The sequence below is a fragment of the Amycolatopsis sp. CA-126428 genome, assembly GCF_002904335.1.
Taxonomy (GTDB): Bacteria; Actinomycetota; Actinomycetes; order Mycobacteriales; family Pseudonocardiaceae; genus Amycolatopsis.
In genome coordinates, this window is sequence record NZ_PPHF01000110.1 from 60,880 (window position 1) to 81,349 (window position 20,470).

18 protein-coding genes are annotated in these 20,470 nt (G+C 71.8%); 4 read left to right on the forward strand and 14 right to left on the reverse strand.

The genetic code is table 11. The annotated features are described in order from the left end of the window. Window positions 1–30 precede the first annotated feature (30 nt). Window positions 31–354: an ArsR/SmtB family transcription factor gene (locus C2L58_RS27475; protein WP_103340579.1), complete on the forward strand. Its 324-nt coding sequence runs from the start codon at window positions 31–33 to the stop codon at window positions 352–354. Further along, window positions 351–863 carry an SRPBCC domain-containing protein gene (locus tag C2L58_RS27480; RefSeq protein ID WP_103340580.1) on the forward strand — a complete coding sequence of 171 codons (513 nt, stop codon included), beginning with the start codon at window positions 351–353 and terminating at the stop codon, window positions 861–863. Before C2L58_RS27475 ends, C2L58_RS27480 begins: the two co-directional genes overlap by 4 nt. Before the next feature lie 55 nt (window positions 864–918). On the opposite strand, the gene C2L58_RS27485 is transcribed toward C2L58_RS27480, so the two are convergent. The 11 genes from C2L58_RS27485 to C2L58_RS27535 all read right to left on the reverse strand — a co-directional run bounded on the left by C2L58_RS27485 (window position 919) and on the right by C2L58_RS27535 (window position 15,150). Next, the gene (locus C2L58_RS27485) at window positions 919–1,887 is read right to left on the reverse strand and encodes an N-acetylglucosamine kinase (RefSeq protein WP_103340581.1); all 969 of its coding nucleotides are present in this window, start codon (window positions 1,885–1,887) and stop codon (window positions 919–921) included. Beyond that, a complete protein-coding gene (locus tag C2L58_RS27490; RefSeq protein WP_103340582.1) occupies window positions 1,884–3,149 on the reverse strand; it encodes a 6-phospho-beta-glucosidase in 1,266 nt (421 codons plus the stop codon). The genes C2L58_RS27485 and C2L58_RS27490 overlap by 4 nt, the downstream gene beginning before the upstream one ends. Further along, complete coding sequence (locus C2L58_RS27495) at window positions 3,146–4,036, reverse strand: carbohydrate ABC transporter permease (RefSeq protein WP_103340583.1); 891 nt, start codon at window positions 4,034–4,036, stop codon at window positions 3,146–3,148. The genes C2L58_RS27490 and C2L58_RS27495 overlap by 4 nt, the downstream gene beginning before the upstream one ends. Continuing rightward, window positions 4,033–5,067, reverse strand: coding sequence for a carbohydrate ABC transporter permease (locus C2L58_RS27500; protein WP_199191466.1), 1,035 nt, complete (start codon window positions 5,065–5,067; stop codon window positions 4,033–4,035). Before C2L58_RS27500 ends, C2L58_RS27495 begins: the two co-directional genes overlap by 4 nt. Next, entirely contained in the window at window positions 5,064–6,422 is a 1,359-nt protein-coding gene (locus C2L58_RS27505) for an extracellular solute-binding protein (protein ID WP_103340584.1), read from the reverse strand. Before C2L58_RS27505 ends, C2L58_RS27500 begins: the two co-directional genes overlap by 4 nt. An 11-nt stretch (window positions 6,423–6,433) precedes the next feature. Further along, window positions 6,434–7,645 carry an ROK family transcriptional regulator gene (locus C2L58_RS27510; protein WP_103340585.1) on the reverse strand — a complete coding sequence of 404 codons (1,212 nt, stop codon included), beginning with the start codon at window positions 7,643–7,645 and terminating at the stop codon, window positions 6,434–6,436. A 515-nt stretch (window positions 7,646–8,160) separates the two neighbouring features. Then, the gene (gene nudC, locus C2L58_RS27515) at window positions 8,161–9,180 is read right to left on the reverse strand and encodes an NAD(+) diphosphatase (protein WP_103340586.1); all 1,020 of its coding nucleotides are present in this window, start codon (window positions 9,178–9,180) and stop codon (window positions 8,161–8,163) included. Next, a complete protein-coding gene (locus C2L58_RS27520) occupies window positions 9,180–10,559 on the reverse strand; it encodes a M16 family metallopeptidase (RefSeq protein ID WP_103340587.1) in 1,380 nt (459 codons plus the stop codon). The genes nudC and C2L58_RS27520 overlap by 1 nt, the downstream gene beginning before the upstream one ends. Continuing rightward, window positions 10,556–11,848 carry a M16 family metallopeptidase gene (locus C2L58_RS27525; RefSeq protein ID WP_103340588.1) on the reverse strand — a complete coding sequence of 431 codons (1,293 nt, stop codon included), beginning with the start codon at window positions 11,846–11,848 and terminating at the stop codon, window positions 10,556–10,558. The genes C2L58_RS27520 and C2L58_RS27525 overlap by 4 nt, the downstream gene beginning before the upstream one ends. A 9-nt stretch (window positions 11,849–11,857) precedes the next feature. Further along, complete coding sequence (locus tag C2L58_RS27530) at window positions 11,858–13,438, reverse strand: DUF2207 domain-containing protein (protein ID WP_103340589.1); 1,581 nt, start codon at window positions 13,436–13,438, stop codon at window positions 11,858–11,860. 2 nt (window positions 13,439–13,440) lie between these two features. After that, window positions 13,441–15,150 (reverse strand): DUF2207 family protein, encoded by a 1,710-nt coding sequence (locus C2L58_RS27535; RefSeq protein WP_199191469.1) that lies wholly within the window; start codon window positions 15,148–15,150, stop codon window positions 13,441–13,443. A gap of 560 nt (window positions 15,151–15,710) precedes the next feature. Here C2L58_RS27535 and C2L58_RS50720 point away from each other — a divergent pair. Beyond that, a complete protein-coding gene (locus tag C2L58_RS50720; protein WP_103340591.1) occupies window positions 15,711–16,694 on the forward strand; it encodes a neutral zinc metallopeptidase in 984 nt (327 codons plus the stop codon). Window positions 16,695–16,700: 6 nt separating this feature from the next. On the opposite strand, the gene C2L58_RS27545 is transcribed toward C2L58_RS50720, so the two are convergent. Both C2L58_RS27545 and C2L58_RS27550 read right to left on the reverse strand, forming a co-directional pair. Then, the gene (locus C2L58_RS27545) at window positions 16,701–17,069 is read right to left on the reverse strand and encodes a VOC family protein (protein WP_103340592.1); all 369 of its coding nucleotides are present in this window, start codon (window positions 17,067–17,069) and stop codon (window positions 16,701–16,703) included. 115 nt (window positions 17,070–17,184) lie between these two features. Then, window positions 17,185–18,132 carry an RDD family protein gene (locus C2L58_RS27550; RefSeq protein ID WP_103340593.1) on the reverse strand — a complete coding sequence of 316 codons (948 nt, stop codon included), beginning with the start codon at window positions 18,130–18,132 and terminating at the stop codon, window positions 17,185–17,187. A gap of 34 nt (window positions 18,133–18,166) precedes the next feature. Between C2L58_RS27550 and C2L58_RS27555 the strand changes: the two genes are divergently transcribed. Beyond that, entirely contained in the window at window positions 18,167–19,174 is a 1,008-nt protein-coding gene (locus C2L58_RS27555; RefSeq protein WP_199191467.1) for a stage II sporulation protein M, read from the forward strand. Window positions 19,175–19,176: 2 nt separating this feature from the next. On the opposite strand, the gene C2L58_RS27560 is transcribed toward C2L58_RS27555, so the two are convergent. Continuing rightward, a complete protein-coding gene (locus C2L58_RS27560) occupies window positions 19,177–20,469 on the reverse strand; it encodes a DUF58 domain-containing protein (protein WP_103340595.1) in 1,293 nt (430 codons plus the stop codon). Between the last annotated feature and the right edge of the window lies 1 nt (window position 20,470).

Genomic DNA, 20,470 nt, shown 5'->3' on the forward strand with positions numbered 1-20,470 from the left:
GTGACCTTTTGGTCACCTATTCTCGCTGACGTGCCCGACGACGACCTGGTGTTCAAGGCGCTGGCGGATCCGACCCGCCGGTTCCTGCTCGACCTGCTCTTCGAGCGTGACGGCCGCACGCTCACCGAGCTGGAGACCCAGGTGGAGATGACCCGCTTCGGCGTCATGAAGCACCTGAAGCTCCTGGAAGAGGCCGGGCTCGTCGTCGCACGGAAGGAAGGCCGCGAGAAGCGGCACTTCCTCAACCCCGTCCCGATCCGCCAGATCCACGACCGGTGGATCGACAAGTACACCGAGCGCCGGGTCACCGCGCTCCTCGACCTCAAGAACGAGCTGGAAGGCGAAGAACCGTGACGAACACCGTGCAGGTCTACCGCGTCTACATCAAGGCGTCCCCGGAGCGCATCTGGGACGCCATCACCAAGCCCGAGTGGACGCAGAAGTACGGCTACACCGGACTGGCCGACTTCGACCTGCGGCCCGGCGGCAAGCACCGCACCCGCCCGACGCAGGCGTTCATCGACGCCGGGATCACCGGCGACGTCGTCGACGGCGAAGTCCTGGAGGTGGACCCGCCGCGGAAGCTGGTCATCACCTGGAAGCTGCTGATGGCTCCGGAGGACGTGGCCGACGAGCCCTACACGACGCTCACGTACGAAATCGAGGAGTCCAAGACCGCCGGTACCCGGCTGACCGTGACCCACGACGTCACCGGCGCCCCCGCGATGGCCGCGATGGTCAGCGGCTCGCTCGAGCGGCTGGACGCGCCGCCGAACGAGAACGCGGGTGGCGGCTGGGCCTGGATCCTGTCGGACCTCAAGTCGCTGCTGGAGACCGGCGAAACCATCGTCCCGGCGCCGTGAGGGGGTCTGGCGTGGCCCGTCCCGCGCCGCTTCGGGACGGGCCACGCCAGAGTTTTCAGACGCGCTGGGTCGCCGCCTTGAGCGCCGCCTTGGCGGCCTCGGGCGCCCCCAGCGTGTCGAGTCCGAACAACGCCGCGCCCACCACGGGGTTCACGTCGACGACGCGGACCACCGCGCGCGGCGCGACCTTGAGGCACCGGCGTTCGATCTCCGCGATCACCGGCGCGCCGACACCGGTCAGCACGCCGCCGCCGAGGACGATCTCCGGGGCGTCCGCGGTCAGGTCCAGCTCGCGGAGGATCACCGCCGCGAAGACGCTGACCTCCTCGACGAACCGCGTCACGATGTCCTGGGCGACCTCGTCCCCCGCCGCCGCGACTTCGAACAGCAGTGGGCACAGGCCGTGGATCGACGCCGGGTCGATCTCCTCGAAGTGCAGGCCCTGCACGACGTCCAGCAGCGTCGGCTTCCCGAAGTAGGCCGCCACCGCCGGCATCAGGGCCGTCCGCGGACCGCGGCCGTCCTCGGCGCGCACGGCCCACCACAGCGCCTCTTCGCCGAGCCGGTAGCCGCCACCCCAGTCGCCGGAGATCTTGCCCAGCGCGGGAAAGCGGTGGACGCGGCCGTCGGGGCCGACACCGGCGCCGTTGATCCCGGCGCCGCAGACGACCGCGACGCCGACCCCCGCGCTGCCCGCCCGGAGCAGCGCGAGGGTGTCGTTGCCGACCGTCAGGGTGTCGCTCCACCCGCGCGCGGACAGCGCCGCGTGCAGCGTCTCTTCCTCGCGCGGGAAGTCGAGCCCGGCGAGGTACGCCGAGGTGTGCACCGCGCACGGCTTCTCCCCGAAGTCCGGGAACGCCTCCAGGACCAGGCCCTCCAGCGCCGTGACGCAGGCCGCGACGCCGATGTTCTGCGGCGACGCACCGGGGCCCCTCGACTTCCCCAGCACCACGCCGTCTTCCGAGATCACCAGGACCTCGGTCTTGCTGTTGCCGCCGTCGATCGCGATAATCGCAGGCCTCATCCGCGCGCCCAGGGCAAGTACTCGCGGTTGATCTGCACCAGGGAGTCGGCGAGCGTGTCGGCCTTCGAGTACTGGCCGACCAGCGGGTGCGCCAGCAGCGCGTCGGCCACGCGGTCGCGGCCGCCCTTCAGCGCCGCCTCCAGAGCCAGGAACTCGTACGCCGTCGTCGCCGCGATGAGGCCCGAGAACCGAGGCTCCACCGGCGGCTGCGGGATCGGCGTCGCGCCCTTCGAGTCCACAGTGGACCGGGCTTCGATGACGGCGTCGTCCGGCAGGAACGGGAAGGTGCCCTCGTTGCGGACGTTCACCACGTGCTCCTCGGCCGGCCCGCCCGCGGTCAGCGCGTGCACCAGCTGCACGGCGGCCTCGGAGTAGTACGCCCCGCCGCGCTTTTCCAGCGACTCCGGCTTGGTGTTCTGCTCCGGGTCCAGGTAGATCTTCAGCAGCTCTTCCTCGACGTCGCTGACGACGTCCGCGCGCGGGCGTTCGGTGCGCTGCTTCGTGACCTGCTCGTCGTGCGCGTAGAAGTACTTCAGGTAGTACGACGGCACGACGTTCATCCGCCGCAGCCACATCTGAGGCACGCTGACTTCGTTCGACAGGTAGTCCAGGTGCTCCTCCAGCAGCTCCGGGAGCCGGTCGACGCCGCCGACGAGCGCGCCGCGCTCCCAGCTCAGGTGGTTCAGCCCGGTGTGGACGAGCTTGACGTCGTCCGCGCCGACGCCCAGGAGCTTCCCGAACTGGCGCTGCAGGTTGATGGCGACGTTGCACAGCCCGACCGCGCGGTGCCCCTCGTTGAGCAGGGCGCGCGTGACGATGCCGACCGGGTTGGTGAAGTTGACGATCCACGTGTCGTCGCCGGCGATCTTGCGGACGCGGTCGGCGATGTCCAGCACCACCGGCACCGTGCGCAGCGCCTTCGCCAGCCCGCCCGCGCCGGTCGTCTCCTGCCCGACGCAGCCGCAGGCGTGCGGGAACGTCTCGTCCGAGCGCCGCGCCCGCTGCCCGCCGACGCGCAGCTGGATCAGCACGGCGGAAGCGCCGTCGACGCCTTCCTCCAGCGACTGCGTCGTGCGGACCCGGGCCGGGTGCCCGGCGTGGTCGAGCAGCCGCTGGCTGAACCCGCCGACGGCCTCGACGCGGTAGGCGTCCGGGTCGACCAGCACGATCTCGTCGACGTCCAAAGTGGACCGGCGGCCGGCGATCCCGTCGATCAGCTCCGGCGTGTAGGTGGACCCGCCACCGACGACTGCCAGCTTCATCCCTTGACCCCCGTGAATGTGATGCCCTTGACGAACGACTTCTGGGCGAAGATGAACAGCACGATCACCGGCGCCATGATCAGCGCGGTCGCCGCCATCGTCATGTTCCACTCGACGTGGTGCATGCCGCGGAAGGACGCGATGGCCAGCGAAAGCGGCCAGTGGTCCTGGTTCTCGCCGGTGTAGAGCAGCGGCCCGAAGTAGTCGTTCCAGGTGAACAGGAAGCAGAACATGGCGGTGGCCGCGATCCCGGGTTTGGCCATCGGGATGAGCACGCGGTACATCGCCTGGAACTCGTTGCAGCCGTCGATCTTCGCCGCTTCGAGGTAGTCCTTCGGAATGGTGAGGAAGAACTGCCGGAGCAGGAAGATCGAAAACGCGTCGAAGAAGAAGTACGGCACGATCAGCGGAACCAGCGTGCCGGTGAGGCCCATCCGCACCCACAGGTCGTACAGCGGCACGACGGTGACCTGCGGCGGCAGCAGCATCGCCGCCACGGTCAGCATGAAGAACAGGTTCTGCCCGCGCCACCGCAGTTTCGCCAGCGCGTACGCCGCCGGGATCGCCGAGAGCAGCGCACCCGCCGTCGCCAGCGCCGAATACAGCAGGCTGTTGCCGAAGTATTCGAGCAGCGGCGCCTTCTGGAACACCTTGACGAAGTTCTCGAAGTGCCATTCGGTCGGCCACAGGCTCGACGTCATCGCCTGGTCGCTCGCCATCACCGCGGTGAGGAACACGAACAGCAGCGGCAGCACGAAGATCACGCCGAGCGCGATCCCGATCGCGTGGGTGGCGATGAAGCCCAGCCGCTTGTCCCAGTTGCGCTTGAACCTGGTCCTGGGCGGCACGCCCGCCGCTTTCTGCGGCGCTTCGGCCAGTGCGGTCATGCCCCCTCCTCCTGGTGCTGGGACTTCCTCAGCTGCCGCACGAGAATCCACGTGAATCCGGACGACACGATGAACAGCAGGACCGCCATCGCCGCCGCGTAGCCCATGTTGAAGTAGCGGAAACCCTGGACGTACAGCCAGATCGGGTACGTCAGCGTCGAGTTCTGCGGCGCCCCGATGAGCTTCGAGTTGCCGGCGACGTCGGCGGTGCCCGCGCTCGCGGACGCCGCGACGATCGCCTGGGTGAAGAACTGCAGCGCGTAGATGATCGAGTTGACCACGCCGAACAGCAGCACCGGCGAGATCGACGGCAGCGTGACGTGCCAGAACCGGCGGACCGGGCCGGCGCCGTCGAGCTCGGCGGCCTCGTACTGCTCGGTGGGGACGTCCAGCAGCGCGGCGAGGATGATGATCATCAGCTCGCCGGAGCCCCACAGCGCGAGCAGCGTCAGCGCGGGCTTCGACATCGCCGGGCTGTTGAACCAGAGCCCGCCGTCGATGCCGACGAGCCGCAGGAACCGGTTGACCGGGCCGAACTCCGGGTTGAACACGAACACGAACGCCAGCGTGGCCGCCGCCGGCGGGGCCAGCGTCGGCAGGTAGCAGAGCGTCCGGACCAGGCCGACGCCCGACTTGAGACGGGAGATCACCGACGCGATGCCGAGGGAGAACACCACGCGGCAGACCGTCAGGACGACCACCAGCCACAGCGTGTTGTACGCGGCCGTGCCGACCAGCGGCTCGGTGGTGAACATCCGGATGTAGTTGTCGAACCCGATGAACTGCGGCGGGTTGATCAGGTCGTAGCGGGTGAAGGAGTAGTAGACCGTGGCGATCAGCGGGTAGCCGAAGAAGATCAGGAACCCGAGGAAGGCCGGGGCCATGAAGAACAGGACGGTCCGGCGGCGCTTGGCCCGGCGGGCCCCCGCCCGCGCCTTGGCAGGCGCGGACGGGGAGCCGTCGGTCTTGAGTGGGACGGCGGTGCGGGGCGAGGTACTCGTCACCGCCGAGACCCCATCGGACAGAGTCATCCGCCCGCGCCCTTCTGCTTCAGTTCGTCGTCGATCTGCGCGTCCACCTTCTTCAGGCCTTCGGTCAGGTCGGGCACCGAACCGGCCTGCCACTTCTCGGCGAAGTCGTTGACCGCCTTGAGGTGCGCGTCACCGATCGGCGTGGTCTGGTTCGACACGAGCTTGCCGCTGTCGTACATGTCGAGGAACGTCTTGAACTGCGGCTGCAGGTCGAGGCGCGGCGACGTCAGCGAGGCCTTCGTGCTGGGCACGTTCTTCAGGCCGTTGGCCATGTCCACCAGGGTGTCGGTGTCCAGGGTGACCTGCTTGATCAGCTCCCACGCGGCGCCGGGGTTCTTGGCGCCCTTGGGGATGGCGATGATCGTGCCGGTGGTGAAGGCACTGCCGTACTTGTCCGCCATGGTGGTGAGCACCGGGGCCGGCGCGGTGGCGTAGTTCAGGGTCGGCGCCTGGTCTTTGATGAACGCGGTGCGGAACTCGCCGTCGTAGATCATCGCCAGCTTGCCCTTCTGGAAGCCGTTGTCGGCGGAGTACTCGTCACCGAGGCCCGCCTTGAACTGCTCGACCTTGTCGTGGCCACCGAGCGCGTCGATCAGCTTCTTCTGGAACTCGAACATCGCCTTCCAGCCGGGGTTGGTGGCGAGGTCCGACTTGCCGTCCGGGCCCAGGAACGGCGCGCCGAAGTTCGGCGCCCAGTACTGGGCCTGGTTGGCGTAGAACGGCATCGACGGCAGGAAGCCGGCGACCTTGATCGAGCCGTCCGCGTTGTACTCGGTCAGCTTCTTGGCGTCCTCGAGCAGCTCGTCCGTGGTCTTCGGCGGCGAGGTGACGCCCTTCGCCGCGAACATGTCCTTGTTGTAGTAGAAGCCGTAGACGTCGGCGAGCATCGGCATGGCGCACCGCTTGCCCTGGTACTCGGTGTAGTTGCGGACCGCTTCGGGGATTTGGTTCAGGTCGATCTTGTCGCGGTCGATGTAGGGCTTGAGGTCCTGGAAGCTGCCGGTGGAGCACCAGGCACCGAGGTTGTCGGTGTAGAAGGAGATCGCGACGTCGGGTGGGTTGCCGCCGCGGATCGACTGCGTGAGCTTGTCGTCGTCCTGGTTGCCCTCGTGCTTGATCTCGATGTTCGGGTACTTCGCCTTGAGCTTGTTCAGGCCCGCCGTCACCACGCCGTACTCGCGGTCGGTGAACTTGCTGTAGACCGTGATCGTCATCTTGTCGTCCTTGCCGGGCGCGGCGGCCGCGTCACCGCCGCTGGGGGCAGCGGCGCCGGAACAGGCGCTGGTCAACAGGACGGACGCCGCGGCGGCGGCCACCAGCAGGGCGCCGCGGCGGGTCCGGGTGGTCAGGGGCATGGCCCTCCTCCTCATCGGTTGGGGCTACTCGGTCGGGGACGGGTGCTGTCGCCCTCGGGCCTGCGCGACCCGAGGAGCGTGGGGGTGACGACGCCGAAGACGTCCTCACGGGTGGTGGCGAGCGCCGACTGCAGCGCGCCCGCGCGAACGGCGTTGCCCTGCACGGAAGCGCAGCCGACGGGCGTGCGCGGCAGGACGAGTTCGTGCAGCTTTTCCTGGACGAGCGCGGCGAAGTCCTCCCCGCCGGCCCGGCTGGTGTCGCCGCAGAGGAGTACGAGCTGAGGGTCAGCGACGGCGACGAGGTTGGCGACACCGCCGGCGACCCGCCTGGCGAGATCGTGTCGGAAGGGATGGTCCGATCCGGTCTTCGCCACGGCTTCCCAGGCGGTGTCGGCCGGGATGCCGTGGGCGGCGGCGAGGCGGCAGATGGCGGGCGAGTCGACCAGGTTGCCGAACCGGGCGCCGGCCTCGGGCCAGACGTCCCCGGTGTCCACGGTGGCCGGATCGGGCACGCGCATCCAGTCGATCTCGCCGCCCCCGCCGGTGGCCCCGCGCAGCAGCCGCCGTCCGATCACGACGGCACCGCCGACGCCTTCGGACAGCCAGACCATGACGAAGTCGTCGACGTCCTGGGCCAGCCCGGCGGTCATCTCCTCGACGGCGACCAGGTTGACGTCGTTTTCGATGAGGACGTCGACGCCGAGTTCGTCGCTGAGCTTCTGCGGGACGTCGAAGCCCAGCCAGCCGGGGATGTGCGGCGCGGAGGAGAGCAGGCCGGTCCGCGGATCGAACGCCCCCTGCGCGCCGATCACGACGTGGGCCAGGTCTTCCCGCTGGATCCCGGCTTCTTCGGCGACTTTCTGGAGAGCCTCGCCGAAGGCCCCGACGACGTCGGCACCCGCGTGCACGGGCAGCGGCGTCCGGTACTCGGCGAGCACGACCCCGGCCACGTCGGCGACGACAAAGTCGGCGACGTGCGGCGTGAGATCGACGGCGGCGACGAAGGCGAGGCCGCCGTTGGCCGCCCAGAGCTGGGCCCGCGGCCCGCGACCGCCTCCCCGCACCCCGGCCTTGACCACGAGATCGTCCAGTTCGAGCCGGGTGAGCAGCTGGGCGGTGGCGGGCTTGGAGAGCCCGATGGCGAGCTCGAGTTCGGCGCGCGTGAGCGGCCCCTCCCGGAGGAGGACCTCGATGGCGGCGCGATCGTTGATCTCGCGCAGCATCCGCGGGCTACCGGCTCGCACTCGTTCCTCCGGACTTAATTAGGATACTTTACAGACGGTTTCCGGGGACTGTAGTGAGCCGCGGCACAGCCGTCAACGGTCTCGCGAAACGGCCAGGTAACGCTTGCTCGTCCGCTGGGCCACGTGGCCGAAACACCGGTGAACCAGTTGCGCCGGTGCCGGCAGTTCTGGTCAGCGAATTTCGGGTTGCGGCACCGGGGATGCTGGTCGTTGTGGACGTCGTGGCACAGCGGGTGCGGACCACCTGGACCAAGCGATCCCGGGGCGGGCCCGCGGCTGTGGTGCGCAACCAGGTGCCGACCGCTCGTGCGGCAGCGAGTGGAGCTACCGGCTGGAGACGCCGCTGAACCTGGCCTACGGCGGGCCGGCGGACTTCACGGGCAAGCCGACCCGCTCGATGATCGAGCGCCGAGACCTGCGATGAAGGCTCTGGAACGAGAACGGCCCCGGCGGGTAGCCGGGACCGTTCGTCATCGCGCTCTGTGGAGGGGCGGTTACTCCTCCGCGTCCGCCCAGGCCTTGAGCATCACGCGGGCGATCGACGAATTGCCCGGCAGGATGATCTCCGCCGCCCCATTCGCGATCGGGGTCGGCTTCGAACCCTCGCCCCGCACCGCGCTGTTCTCGAACGCCGCGCGCACCTCGGCCCGCGAGACCCAAAGCGCCTCTTCGATCTCCCCGTCCGCCGGCACGAGCGGGGCGGCACGATCCGCCCGGGCCGTGAACCCCAGCATGATCGACCTCGGGAACGGCCACGGCTGGCTGCCCAGGTACCGCACGTCGGACACCGAAGCGCCCACCTCTTCGTGGATCTCCCGGACCACGCACGCCTCGAGGGACTCCCCCGCCTCCACGAACCCCGCCAACACCGAATAGCGGCCCGCCGGCCAGATCGGCTGGCGGGCCAGCAGGACGTGCGAGCCGTTGACGCCCTCCTGCGAATGCACCAGGCAGATCACCGCCGGGTCCGTGCGGGGGTACTCCTCGCGCCCGCAGCCCGTGCACTTGCTCGCCCAGCCGAACTGGGTCAGCTCCGTCGGGCTGCCGCAGCGGGTGCAGAACTTCGCCTGGCGACGCCAGAACCGCAACGCCTGTGCCGTCGTGAACAGCCCGGCCGACGTGTCGTCCAGGAGGTCGCCGTAGCCGCGCAGCTCGACCCAGACCTCGCCGTCCGCGCGCGGGACCTCCTCCACGAAGCCCCAGCTGCCCGCCATCTTCACCGTGTCGGCCTCGCCCGACGGGCCGCCCGGCAGCGACCAGTAGTCGACGTCCTGCCACTCGCCGAGGAACACCGCGTCCGCGGGCGGTGAAGCGCCGAAGTCGATGGCCTTCCGGAACGCCAGTGTCGACGCTCCTTCGGCCACCGGGGTGCGCCCGGCGTCGTCCAGGAGGACGACCCGGGCGTCGGCCCACCGCGACACCAGCCGCGACGGGTTGGTGCGCAAGTCCTCCTGGCGGTCCACTGTGGACCGGGACAGGGTCGGCAGGGCACCGAGGGTGAACGGGACGGACATCAGGCCGGCTCGCCGACGACGACGTCGCCGAGCGCCAGGAGCTTGCGCTCCAGCACCGCCGCGTCGCCGACCACCACACCCGTGAACCGCTTGGGCGCGAAGTACTTCAGCGCCGCTTCCGCCACCTCCTCGGCCGTCACCGCGGCCACCCGCGCCGGGTGCTCGGTCAGCCACTCCAGGCCGAGCCCGGTCGAAGCCAGCGCCAGCACCTGCCCGGCCAGCCCGGCCTGCGACGACGTCGAGGTCAGCAGCGAGCCGATCGCGTACTGCCGCACCGACTCCAGCTCGTCACCGGACGGCGGGACCTGGCCGAGGCGGCCCAGCTCGTAACGCGTCTCCAGCAGCGCCGGGGCCGTCGCGTCGGTCGCGGTGTCCGCGTCGACGTTGACCACCGCGGTGCCGTCGGTGAACTCGAATCCCGAGTGCGCGGAGTAGGTGTACCCCTTGTTCTCGCGGATGTTCTCGACCAGCCGCGACGAGAAGTACCCGCCGTAGGCCAGGTTCGCCAGCTGCAGCGCCGCGTAGCCCGGGTCCGTGCGCGGAACCGCCTGCGCCGAGAGCCGGATCTGCGACTGCACCGCGCCGGCGCGCGGCACCAGCAGCACGTCCGGCCCGGTCAGGTCGGGCAGCGGCGGCAGCCGCACGGCCGAGCGGTCCGACGCCCAGCCGCCGAGCACCTTCTCCAGCTCGCCGATCACCCCGGCCGGGTCGAGGTCGCCGACCAGCACCAGGACCGAACCCCGCGGCAGCACCGACGCCTCGTGCAGCGCCCGGACCTGCTCCGGCGTCACGACGGCGACGTCTTCGGCGCGCGGGACCTCGCGGGTCGCCGGGTGGTCGCCGTAGCGGTGCTTCTGCAGGGCCTCCCGCGCGATCGTGCGCGGCTGGGTGCGCGAGACGGCGATCCGCTCGACCAGCCGCTCCTTCTCGCGGGCGATCTCCTCGTCGGCGTAGATCGCCCCGGTGAGGACGTCGCCGAGGACGTCGAGGAACGTCGGCAGCTTGTCGGCCAGCGCGGACCCGGTCAGCACCAGGCGTTCCGGGTCGACGCCGGCGCCGATGTCGCCGCCGATGAGCGCCAGTTCGGCGTCGATCTCGATGCGGTTGCGGCGGGCCGTGCCGGTCAGGATGGTCTCGGCGAGCACCTCGGCGATCGCCGGGTGCAGCGCGTCGTCACCCGCGAACGGGATCCACAGCCGGGCCTCGACCATCGGCACGGTCGCCTTGCGCACGGCCACCACGCGCAGGCCGTTCGCCAGCGTCGTGTCCACATGGGACAGATCGACGGCGGCCCGCTGCTCGCCCAGCGGCGGCAGCGGCCGCGGTCCCCGCGCGGTGCGGCCGATCTCCTCGGCGCTGCGGTGCGTTGCTGAAGTCACTGCTCGTTGTTCCCTTCCGAAGCGGGCTTGACCACCAGCACGGCGCGCGCGTCCGGGCGCAGCGCCTTCGCCGCCGCCGACACGGCTTCCGAGGTGACGGCGGACATCCGGTCCGCGAGCCGGTACACCAGCGACGCGTCGCCGTAGAGCAGTTCGAACGAGCCGAGGGCCAGGGTCCGGGAGACCAGCCTGTCGTGCTCCGAGTGCAGGCTCGCCGCCCAGCGGGCGGTGACCTTGCGCAGCTCTTCCTCGCTCGGCGGGGTCTCGGCGAGCTTCTCGAGCTCGTCGTCGAGCGCGGCGAGCACCCGCTCGCGGGACACCTCGTGCGGGTGGATCAGGGTGATGGTGAACGTGTCGGGGTCGCGGGCCTCGAACGGCCCGAACAGCCCCGCGCCGGCGCCGATGTCCACGACCAGGGGCTCGCGGTGCACCAGCCGCTGCTGCAGGCGGGAGCCGTCGCCGTCGGTGAGCACGCCGGCCAGCACGAGGTAGGCCAGGTAGCTGTCGACGTCGTTGATCGGGTCCGGCATCCGGTAGCCGATCCCGAGCGCGGGCAGCGGGGCGTGCGCGTCTTCGACCTCGCCGTGCAGCTCGGTGGTCGGCAGCGGCTCGGCGAACGACGGCCGCCGCGGCGCCGGCCGGTGCGGGACGTCGCCGAAGTGGTCCTCGATCAGCTTCTTGGCGTTGTCGAGCTCGAAGTCGCCCGCCACCGTGAGCACCGCGTTCGCCGGCGAGTAGTAGGTGTCGAAGAACGCCGCGCAGTCCTCGACCGTGGCGCTTTCGAGGTCCTCGAAGCCGCCGTAGCCGTTGTGCGCGTTGGGGAACGTCGAGTACAGCACCGGCGGCAGGGTGATCCAGGGGAACCCGCCGTAGGGCCGGTTCAGCACGTTGAGCCGGATCTCCTCCTTGACGACGTCGATCTGGTTCGCCAGGTTCTCCGCCGTCAGCTTGGGCGCGCGCATGCGGTCGGCTTCGAGGAACAGCGCGCGCTCGAGCGCGGCGCTGGGGAGCACCTCGAAGTAGTCGGTGTAGTCCGGGTGGGTGGACCCGTTGAAGGTCCCGCCGCTGGACTGCACGTGCCGGAAGTGCGCGAGTTTCTCCAGGCTCTCGGAGCCCTGGAACATCAGGTGCTCGAAGAGGTGCGCGAAACCGGTGCGCCCCTCCGGCTCGGAGCGGAAACCCACGTCGTAGTGCACGCTGACGCCGACCACCGGCGCGGTCGCGTCGGGGGCGAGAACCACCCGCAGACCGTTGTCGAGGGTGTATCGGACGAGCTCGGGATCGGCCATGACCCCACCCTACGACGGCTCGGCCGTTGCCTGCGTCCCGGCTCGTGAGTGGTAAAGAGTGTTAGAACCCTCCTTACCACTCACGAGCTCGATCAGGTGGCCGCGGTGGGCGCCCGCGAAGGTGCCCGACACCGCCGCCGCGAAGGCTCCGGCCTGGTCAGGGCTGATTTCGCCGGCGTGCCAGTAGACCGGCGGTGGGTGCTCGAGGCCGTCGAAGGCGGCCACCCAGGGAGCCAGTTCGCCCAGAGCGAGCGCGTACGGCAGGCCGCGGGAGAAGACCAGCTCCCGCTCCGGCTCGCCGAGGTCGTTCGCCCGGGTGGCGGTGACGCCGCGCAGCCGGCGAGCGACCTCGGCGCCCGCTCGCCGCCGCGCAGGCAGGGCGGCCGAGGTGGCGACGGCGGCGACCCCGGCCAGCGCGAGGATCACGCCGAGCTGGGCGTAGCCGACGGTCAAGGCCAGCAGGACGGTGAGGAACACTCCGTAGCAGGCGATCCGGATCCCGGCCCGGCGAAGCCGCCGCGTCGCGAGCCAGCCTCGCCGGACGAGGTCGGCGGCCAGCTCGGCGCGGGGGACTTCGACGTGCCGCCGCCGCAGTTCGGCGAGTGTCACCGGCTCGTCCGGGACGACGGCCTCGTACGCCGCACGTTCGAAGGCGGTGAGGTGCTCGTCGGGCGGATTGCGGCGGGCCAGCCGCCAGCCGCCGTCTTCGGCGCTCACCCAGAGGTAGTTGCGAACGGCGAGGTCGAGCACGATCGCGGCCAGGTCGAGCGGCCCGGCCCGGCCGCGCAGGAGAAGGCCGACGTGGCCCGGCAGCGCCCCGGCGGGCGAAGTGAACTCGCCGTTCGCGGCGAGCAGGCTCGCTTCCTCCGGCTCTGCGGTACGGGCATCTCGGCGGCGAGCGGCCCGGACCAGCGCGGCCAGCACCAGGAGCAGGGCGCCGAAGGCCGTCCAGGCCCAGCCGACCGGGGCGGTGAGCACGAACGCGCCGGCGATCGTCTTCGCCGGGACCAGGACTTCGTTGGCCGGAACGGTTGCCGCCGGCAGCTCCACGGTGGCGATCATCCGCTGACCGGCGGCGAGGTTCTGCTGGCTGAACCGGGTCAGCCCGGCGTGGTCGATCTGCGCGGCCTCGCACGGCAGATCGCCGATGGTGCAGTCGACGGCGGTGGGGATCTTCGGCGCGGCGAAGGAGGCGCGCAGGAACTTCAGCTCGGCGTTCCACCCGCCGGCCAGCTCCCAGGTGACCCGGTCGCCGGCGACCGCACCGTCCACTGTGTACCGGACGATCGAGGTCCCGGGCGTGAGGTGGACGGTGAAGAAGTCCTTGTCCACGTTCGCCGTCCCGCTGCCTTCCAGGACGACGTCGCGGACGCCGTAGACGCGGTCGCGGTGGTGCGGCGCCGGGACCCGCAGCGCGACCCGGCGATCCATCGTGACGCCGCCGGGGACCGAGATCGCTTCGGCGACCGACAGCGAGCCGTCGCGCTGGACCTTGAGCTGGATCTCGGCGCTCTGCGGCACGGTGGGCAGGGGCGGCTGGTCGGCGGGGCCGGCGGCCAGCGCGAGCGCCAGGAGCGCCCCCGCGAGCACGGTCAGCGGGCCGCGGCGGCGGTGAGCACGCCGTCGAGCGCGGTCAGGAAGGACGGGAAGTGCGCGCCGAAGCGGCGCAGGTCGTGCTCGGCCTCCATGCCGCCGTACCAGTACAGCCCGGCCGAGCCGTCCGCCGAGGGGTTGAGCGCGGCGAAGGCGCCGAGCCAGCGTTCGGTGTCGCCCAGGACGACCGCGTACGGCAGCGAGCGGGAGAAGACCAGCTCGCGGTCGGCGGGCGGGATGTCCTCGGCCTTCGCGGTGTGCAGGTAGTCGAGCAGGCCGCGGACCTGCCCCACCAGGGCGCGGCCGCGGGCGGTGCGGGACGGCAGCAGCGCGGCCACCGCGACGACCGCGAGCCCGGCCAGCGCGACGGCGACGCCGAGCAGCGCGTACCCGGCGGTGAAGGTGAGCACCGCGGTGGTGACCAGGCCGAGCGTGAAGATCCCGGCGCCGAGCCAGGTCAGCCGGCCGCGGGCGGTGTCCGGGCGGCGGGAGAACCAGCGCTTGGTGACGACGTCGGCGTACATCGCGTCGCTGATCCGGCGCAGGTCGAGCCCGCCGCGGGCGCGCAACTGCGACACGAGCACGGTGTCGGTGCCCGGCGGCAGCAGGGTTTCGCAGACGGCGCGCTCGAAGTCGTGGAGGTGTTCGTCCGGCGGGTTGCGGCGGGTGAGCTGCCAGTCGGGCCCGGGTACTTCGGCCAGCCACAGGTAGTTGCGGACGGCCAGGTCGACCACGGTGGCGCTGATGTCGACGACGTCGACGGTCTCGTCGACGACCGTGCCGACCTGGCCGGGCAGCACGCCGTCGGGGCTGGCGAAGAAGACGCGGTCGCCGTCGCGCAGGAGGACCTCGACCGGGCCGCTGGCGGTGCGCAGCGCGCCGGCGTCCTGCTGGCGGCGCCGCCGGACGAAGAGCGCGGCCGCCACGAGGAAGGCGAGCAGGACGGCGAAGGCGATCCCGGTCAGCGGCGTCAGCGCGAAGGCGTTGGCGAGCAGGCCGATGCCGGCGAACTCCGCGTTCGCCGGGGTGGTGCCGGCGGGCAGGCCGACGAGGAGGTCGACGCGGTCGCCGGGGCGGACGTCGTTCTGTTCGAGCCGGACGACCCCGGTGTGGTCGACCTCGGCGAGGGTGCAGCGCTGGCCGGAGCCGACCGGCCCGGCGAAACAGTCCACAGGCGACAAATGGGTGCTCGGGGCGAGCAGCGACGCGGTGAGCTTGGCCAGCGGGGAGTCGAACCCGCCGGCGACCTGCCAGCGCGCCTGCTGGCGGCCGTTCTGGTCGGCGACGGCGCCGTCGACGGTGAACGTGGCGCTCCCGGTGCCGCCGGCGAAGGTGAGGACGAGCTGGTCACCGGTCAGTTCGCCGGTGGCGGCGCCGTCGGTCTTGACGTCGCGGACGGCGAAGACGCGGTCCTGCTCGTCGCTCGCGGGGACCTTGAGGGGGACGCGCGAGACGAGCTGCCGGCCGCCGGGGACGGTGACGCGTTCGGTGACGGAGAGGGTGCCGTCGCGCAGGAGTTTGAGGGCGACGTCGGCGGTGGCCCCTTCGGGCGGCCGGACGTCCTGCCCGGAGAGCAGCTGGGGTTTCTTGACCTGGTCGGCGGGCAGGTTCGGCAGGACGGGCCCGGCCGACGGCCCCTGCGCGGCCGCGGGCCCACCGGCGGCCAGCACCCCCGCGACGGCGATCGCGGCGGCGGTCCCCCATTTCATCGGCACAGCACCACACCCTAGAGCACTCGATCTATGCTGACGCCCGGAACGGCGCGATCATCGCAGGTACGCCGCTTCCGACGGGGAAATCGCACGGGGGGTTCCACTCGATGACGCACGGCCCGCAGGGTCCCGGTCCACAGGACCCGCGCCGCCCGTTGCCGCCGCCGGGAGCGCGGCCGTTGCCGCCGCCGGGGGTGCGGCCGCTGCCGGGGCAGGGTGGGCCGCCGAACCGCTTCGGTGCGCCTGGGCAGCAGCCGCCGCCAGGCTCTGGGCCCGGGCAAGCCAGGCCACCCGCAGCACCCGGGCCGCCAACCCCCTTCGGTGCGCCCGGCCAGCAACCGCAAGGCCCCTTCGGCGCGCCGGGTGTCCCGCAGCCGCCGCAAACTCCCTACGGGCCGTACCGCCATCCCCTTCCACCGCCCGCGCGGGCCCCACTGCCGCCGCCGGCCGCCGCCGTTGCGCCCGTCTTCGTCCCGGGCTATGCCGGGCCGCCCTCCTTCGGGCCGCGGTTCGCGCCCGGCTACACCCCCTACGTCGCCAAGAAGTCGAACGCCGGGGTGATCGTCGCGGTCGCTCTCTTCGCGGTCGTCGTCGTCGCGGGTGGGCTCGTCGCCGCCGTCGCGCTGTCCGGGAAGCACCAGCGGCACGTCGCCGACGCCGGCTACTCCAGCACCTACCCCACCACGACCGACGAGACCACCACCGAGGCGAGCACCACCGCGACCACCTCCGCCACCGAGGAACCGACCACCCGCCCGGCCCGCACCACCGAGCGCGAGACACCGACGTCGCGGCCCCCGGCCGGGCCGCGCTCGGTCGTGGCCACCGGGGACAACCCGCTCTTCGGCGGCGCGGACTACGGCCTGCAGAACGTCCCGTGCTCCCTGAGCCGCTGGGCGACCGACCAAAGCAGCGTCACGCGGTTCTTCCAGTCCGGCATCGCCTGCCTCGACGCGATGTGGTCGCGCATGCTCGGCGCCGTCGACCTGCCGTTCCGGACGCCGAACCTGTCGGTGCCGCGGTCACTGTCGGAATCGTCGACCCCGTGCGGCAGCGGCGGCACCACCACCGGCGTCACGCCGTTCTACTGCTCGGCGAACAACACGATCTATATGCCGATGGACCGGATCGAGCTCGACGTGTGGGGCAACCACCCCGGCCCGTACCTGTCGATCCTGGCCCACGAATACGGCCACCACGTGCAGAACATGTCCGGCATCACCGAGGCCTTCGCCAACCAGCGCTACGACGCGGGCGCCGACTCGGCGGCCGGCCTGGAACTGTCGCGGCGCCTGGAACTCGAGGCGCAGTGCTTCTCCGGGATGTTCCTCGGCTCGGCCTCGGTTTCCGGCGGCTCGGTCGACAAGAACATCTACAACGAAGCCTGGAACGCCCAGGACCGCGGCGACGACTACGCCCGCAACGGCAAACGCGACCACGGCAGCGCCAAGCACAACATCAGCTGGTGGCAGCACGGTGCTTCGAAAAACCGGAACCAGCAGTGCAACACGTGGCTTTCGCCATCGGGTGACGTCTCGTAGCGCCGGTCAGCCGCGGTCGTGGAGCGTGACGTGGTAGCCGTCGGGGTCGGCGAAGGTGAACGTCCGGCCGAAGGGACCGTCGATCGGGGCGGAGACGATGGGGTGCCCGTCGGCGGCGAGAGCGTCGTGGATGGCCTGGACGTCGGTCGCGTGGAGCCAGATCGCCGCACCGATGCCGGGCTGGGCGACGGAGGCGAGATCCGTGCCGGGAACGATGTCGCGGAGCGCGAACACGATCGGCTTCGTCTCGAAGACGACGGCGTGCGGCGGTCCGGCCGGCGAGCGGACGAGGCCGAGGTACCGCTCGTAGAACGCCTGCGACGCGGTGAGATCGCGCGCCTGCAGCGAGATGAAGTCGGGGCCGGTGGCGGGCATGGTGGTGCTCCTTTTCGCTCCATGTCAGGTTCCTGACACGCACCACCGTATGTCAGGATCCTGACATAGGTCAAGGCGGCGTCGGCTCATTGCTCTCGTCGCGAAGGAGCGCCCGTCAGCTGGGCGGGGTGAAGGGGTTCTCCACGGGCACCGGCGTGCCGGACGGCGGCGTCGGGGGCTCGGGCTGCGCGGTGGGCTGAACGCCGGCCGGGTGCGGCCCCGCCGGCGGCCATGGCGACGCCGTCGGCCTCGGATAGGGCGCCCCCGGCGGATAGCCGGGCCGGTTCTGAGCCGCGTACGCCTGGAACGCCCGGGCGTGGTCGCGGTTGCGCCGCTCCGCCAGCACCGCCGCCAGGAACGCCCACGGCGGCACCTCGGGCGGCACCGGCGTGCCCAGCGCGTTCCCCATCTGCTGCGCGAGCCCCCAGCCCAGCGCGTGCGACGCCTCCGGCCGCAGCTCGCGGAACCGGGCGAGGAACTGGCGGCTCGCCAGCGCGAGGTCGTCCGGCAGCCGCGTCAGGTCGAGCTGCGCCGCCCAGCCCTCGAGGCCCGGCGGCATGGCGACCGCCGCGTACCCGGCGGTCGACGGGGCCCGGTCGCGGACCACCAGCGTCCCGGCCAGGAAGTCGCCCACGCGGCGGCCGTTCGACGAGCACAGCGACACGATCACCGCGACCGCGCCGAACAGCCCGAGCGCCCAGAAGTCCACGACGAAGCCGGCCAGCCCGCGCACCAGCGCGTGCCGGAACCGGATCGGGCCGCCGTCGACGCGCACCACCCGCAGGCCCACCGCCATCTTGCCGAGCGAGCGGCCGCGCGAGAGCGTCTCGAACACGACCGGGTAGCCGACCATGATCAGCACCACGAACACCAGCAGCACCGTCAGGACGAGCGATTCGTCGGCGCCCGGCATCACGAACGAGAGCACCATGATCGCCGCCAGCAGCAGCGCGAACTGCAGGAGCACGTCCAGCGCCATCGCCAGTGCGCGGCTGGCGAGCTTGGCCACACGCAGGTCCAGGACGACCGCTTCGCCGGTGACCAGCTCGGATTCCTCGTGCACGCTGCCCAGCGTATCGACGGATAGGGTGGTCGGCGTGGATGTGGACGTGTTCGTCGCCGCGCACGCGGCGGAGTGGACCCGGCTCGGTGAGCTGATCCGGCGCGGCGGCAAGCTGACCGGACCGGAAGCCGACGAGCTGGTGACGCTCTACCAGCGGACCGCGACGCACCTGTCGATCGTGCGATCGGTCGCGCCGGACCCGGCCCTGCTCGGCCGGCTGTCCGATCTGGTCGCCCGCGGCCGGTCGGCGGTCTCCGGGGCGCACAACCCGGCCTGGCGCGAGGTCACCCGCTTCTTCACGCACCGGTTCCCCGCCGCGGTCTACCTCTCGCGGCGCTGGTGGATCCCGGCCGCGCTCGCGTCGATCGCGGTGATGGTGGTGATCGCCGTCTGGGTCGCGCGCGATCCGCTCGTGCGCGCGTCACTGGGCACCCCGGCCGAGCTGAGCGAGCTGACCAAGCCCGGCGGCCAGGCGGAGAACTACTACTCGACCGGGCCGGCGGCGTCCTTCGCGGCGCGCGTCTGGACGAACAACGCGTGGGTGGCGGCGACCTGCCTGTTCCTCGGCGTCGCGCTGGGCCTGCCGGTGATCGGCGCGCTCTGGCTGAATTCGCTCAACGCCGGGCTGATCATCGGCGCGATGAGCGCGGCCGGCCGCGGCGACGTGATGATCGGGCTCCTGCTCCCCCACGGCCTCCTGGAGCTGACGGCGGTGTTCGTCGCGGCGGGCACCGGCCTGCGGCTCGGCTGGACGGTGATCGACCCGGGCCGCCGCTCGCGCACGGCCGCGCTCGCCGAGCAGGGCCGGTCGGTGGTGGTGATGGCGCTCGGGCTGACGTGCGTGCTGTTGGTGTCCGGGGTGATCGAGGCGTTCGTGACCCCGTCGGGCTGGCCGACGTGGTTGCGCGTCGGCATCGGCGCGCTGGCCGAAATCGCTTTCCTGACTTACGTTTTCACGCTCGGCCGCCGGGCGGCGAAGGACGGCGAGGTCGGCGACCTCGACGCCCGGGACGCCGGTGACGCCCTGCCCGAAGCCGCCTGACTTCAGAGCCGTCCGGCGGCTTTCAACGCCAGGTAGCGGTCCGCGAGCGCCGGCGGCAGCTCCTCCGGGACCGCGTCCACCACGCTCACCCCGCGCCGCACCAGCCGTTCGGTGACCCGCAGGCGCTCGGCCGTCGTGCGCGCCGCCGAGGCCGCGTCGTAGACCGCTTCCGCGTCGCCGCGGGCCGCCAGCATCTCCGCCACCCGGGGGTCCGCCACCGACGCCACCACCAGCTCGTGCCGCCCGGTCAGCGTGCTCAGCACCGGGAACAAGCCCTCCTCCAGCGGCGCCGCGTCCAGCCCGGTCAGCAACACGACCAGGGCGCGGCGGCGGGTGCGCCGGAGCACCTCCGCGATCATGCCGCGCGCGTCCGTCTCGACCAGCGACGGCTCGAGCGGCGCCATCGCGTTCACCAGCGACGTCAGCAGCGAAGCGCCGGACGAACCCTGCACCGCCGCCCGCAACCGCCGGTCGTAGGCCAGCAGGTCGACGCGGTCGCCGGCCCGGGAAGCCAGTGCTGCCAGCAGCAACGCCGCGTCCATCGCCGCGTCGAGCCGCGGTGCGTCGCCGACCCGGCCCGCCGAGACGCGGCCCGTGTCGAGCACCAGCACGACGTGCCGGTCGCGCTCGGGGCGCCAGGTCCGGACCATGACGTCGTGCGCCCGCGCGGTCGCCCGCCAGTCGATGGACCGGACGTCGTCGCCGATGACGTACTCGCGCAGCGAGTCGAATTCCGTGCCCTGGCCCCGGATCAGCACCGCGTTGCGGCCGTCGAGCTGCTGCAGCCGCGCCAGCCGGGACGGCAGGTGCTTGCGGCTGTGGAACGGCGGCAGCACCCGGACCGTCCACGGCACCGCGTGCGACCCCTGCCGCGCGGCCAGGCCCAGCGGCCCGACCGACCGGACCGTCACCCGCGCCGCCGTCCGGTCACCCCGCCGCGACGGCCGCAACGCCGTCACCAGCGCCCGGCGCTCCCCCGCCGGGACGCGCAGGGAGTGGCGGTCGGACGCGCCCGCGCTCGGCGGCCACGCGTCACGCAGCTGCCCGCGCACCGCGCGGCCACCGGGGTTCGCGACCACCAGCGTCACCTCGCACGGCTCGCCGAGCCGGACCGAAGTGTCGCCCGAGCGCGAAAACCTCAGCGCCCGCACGCTTCCCGCCAGCACGAGGTCGACGACGACGAGCACCAGCAGCACCGCGGCGACCGCCAGCATCCCCGTGCCCGACGGCAGGAGCAGCCCGACCACCAGCGCGCCGAACAGCGCCAGCAGCCCGAGCCTTCCGGTGACGGCCATG

Bases quoted from the DNA above. Each gene is read 5' to 3' on its own strand.
- C2L58_RS27490 (WP_103340582.1), bottom strand. From the start codon at position 3,149: ATGAAGCTGGCAGTCGTCGGTGGCGGGTCCACCTACACGCCGGAGCTG.
- C2L58_RS27485 (WP_103340581.1), bottom strand. From the start codon at position 1,887: ATGAGGCCTGCGATTATCGCGATCGACGGCGGCAACAGCAAGACCGAG.
- nudC (WP_103340586.1), bottom strand. From the start codon at position 9,180: ATGTCCGTCCCGTTCACCCTCGGTGCCCTGCCGACCCTGTCCCGGTCC.
- C2L58_RS27500 (WP_199191466.1), bottom strand. From the start codon at position 5,067: ATGACTCTGTCCGATGGGGTCTCGGCGGTGACGAGTACCTCGCCCCGC.
- C2L58_RS27510 (WP_103340585.1), bottom strand. From the start codon at position 7,645: ATGCTGCGCGAGATCAACGATCGCGCCGCCATCGAGGTCCTCCTCCGG.
- C2L58_RS27495 (WP_103340583.1), bottom strand. From the start codon at position 4,036: ATGACCGCACTGGCCGAAGCGCCGCAGAAAGCGGCGGGCGTGCCGCCC.
- C2L58_RS27560 (WP_103340595.1), bottom strand. From the start codon at position 20,469: ATGGCCGTCACCGGAAGGCTCGGGCTGCTGGCGCTGTTCGGCGCGCTG.
- C2L58_RS27535 (WP_199191469.1), bottom strand. From the start codon at position 15,150: ATGAAATGGGGGACCGCCGCCGCGATCGCCGTCGCGGGGGTGCTGGCC.
- C2L58_RS27545 (WP_103340592.1), bottom strand. From the start codon at position 17,069: ATGCCCGCCACCGGCCCCGACTTCATCTCGCTGCAGGCGCGCGATCTC.
- C2L58_RS27505 (WP_103340584.1), bottom strand. From the start codon at position 6,422: ATGCCCCTGACCACCCGGACCCGCCGCGGCGCCCTGCTGGTGGCCGCC.
- C2L58_RS27525 (WP_103340588.1), bottom strand. From the start codon at position 11,848: ATGGCCGATCCCGAGCTCGTCCGATACACCCTCGACAACGGTCTGCGG.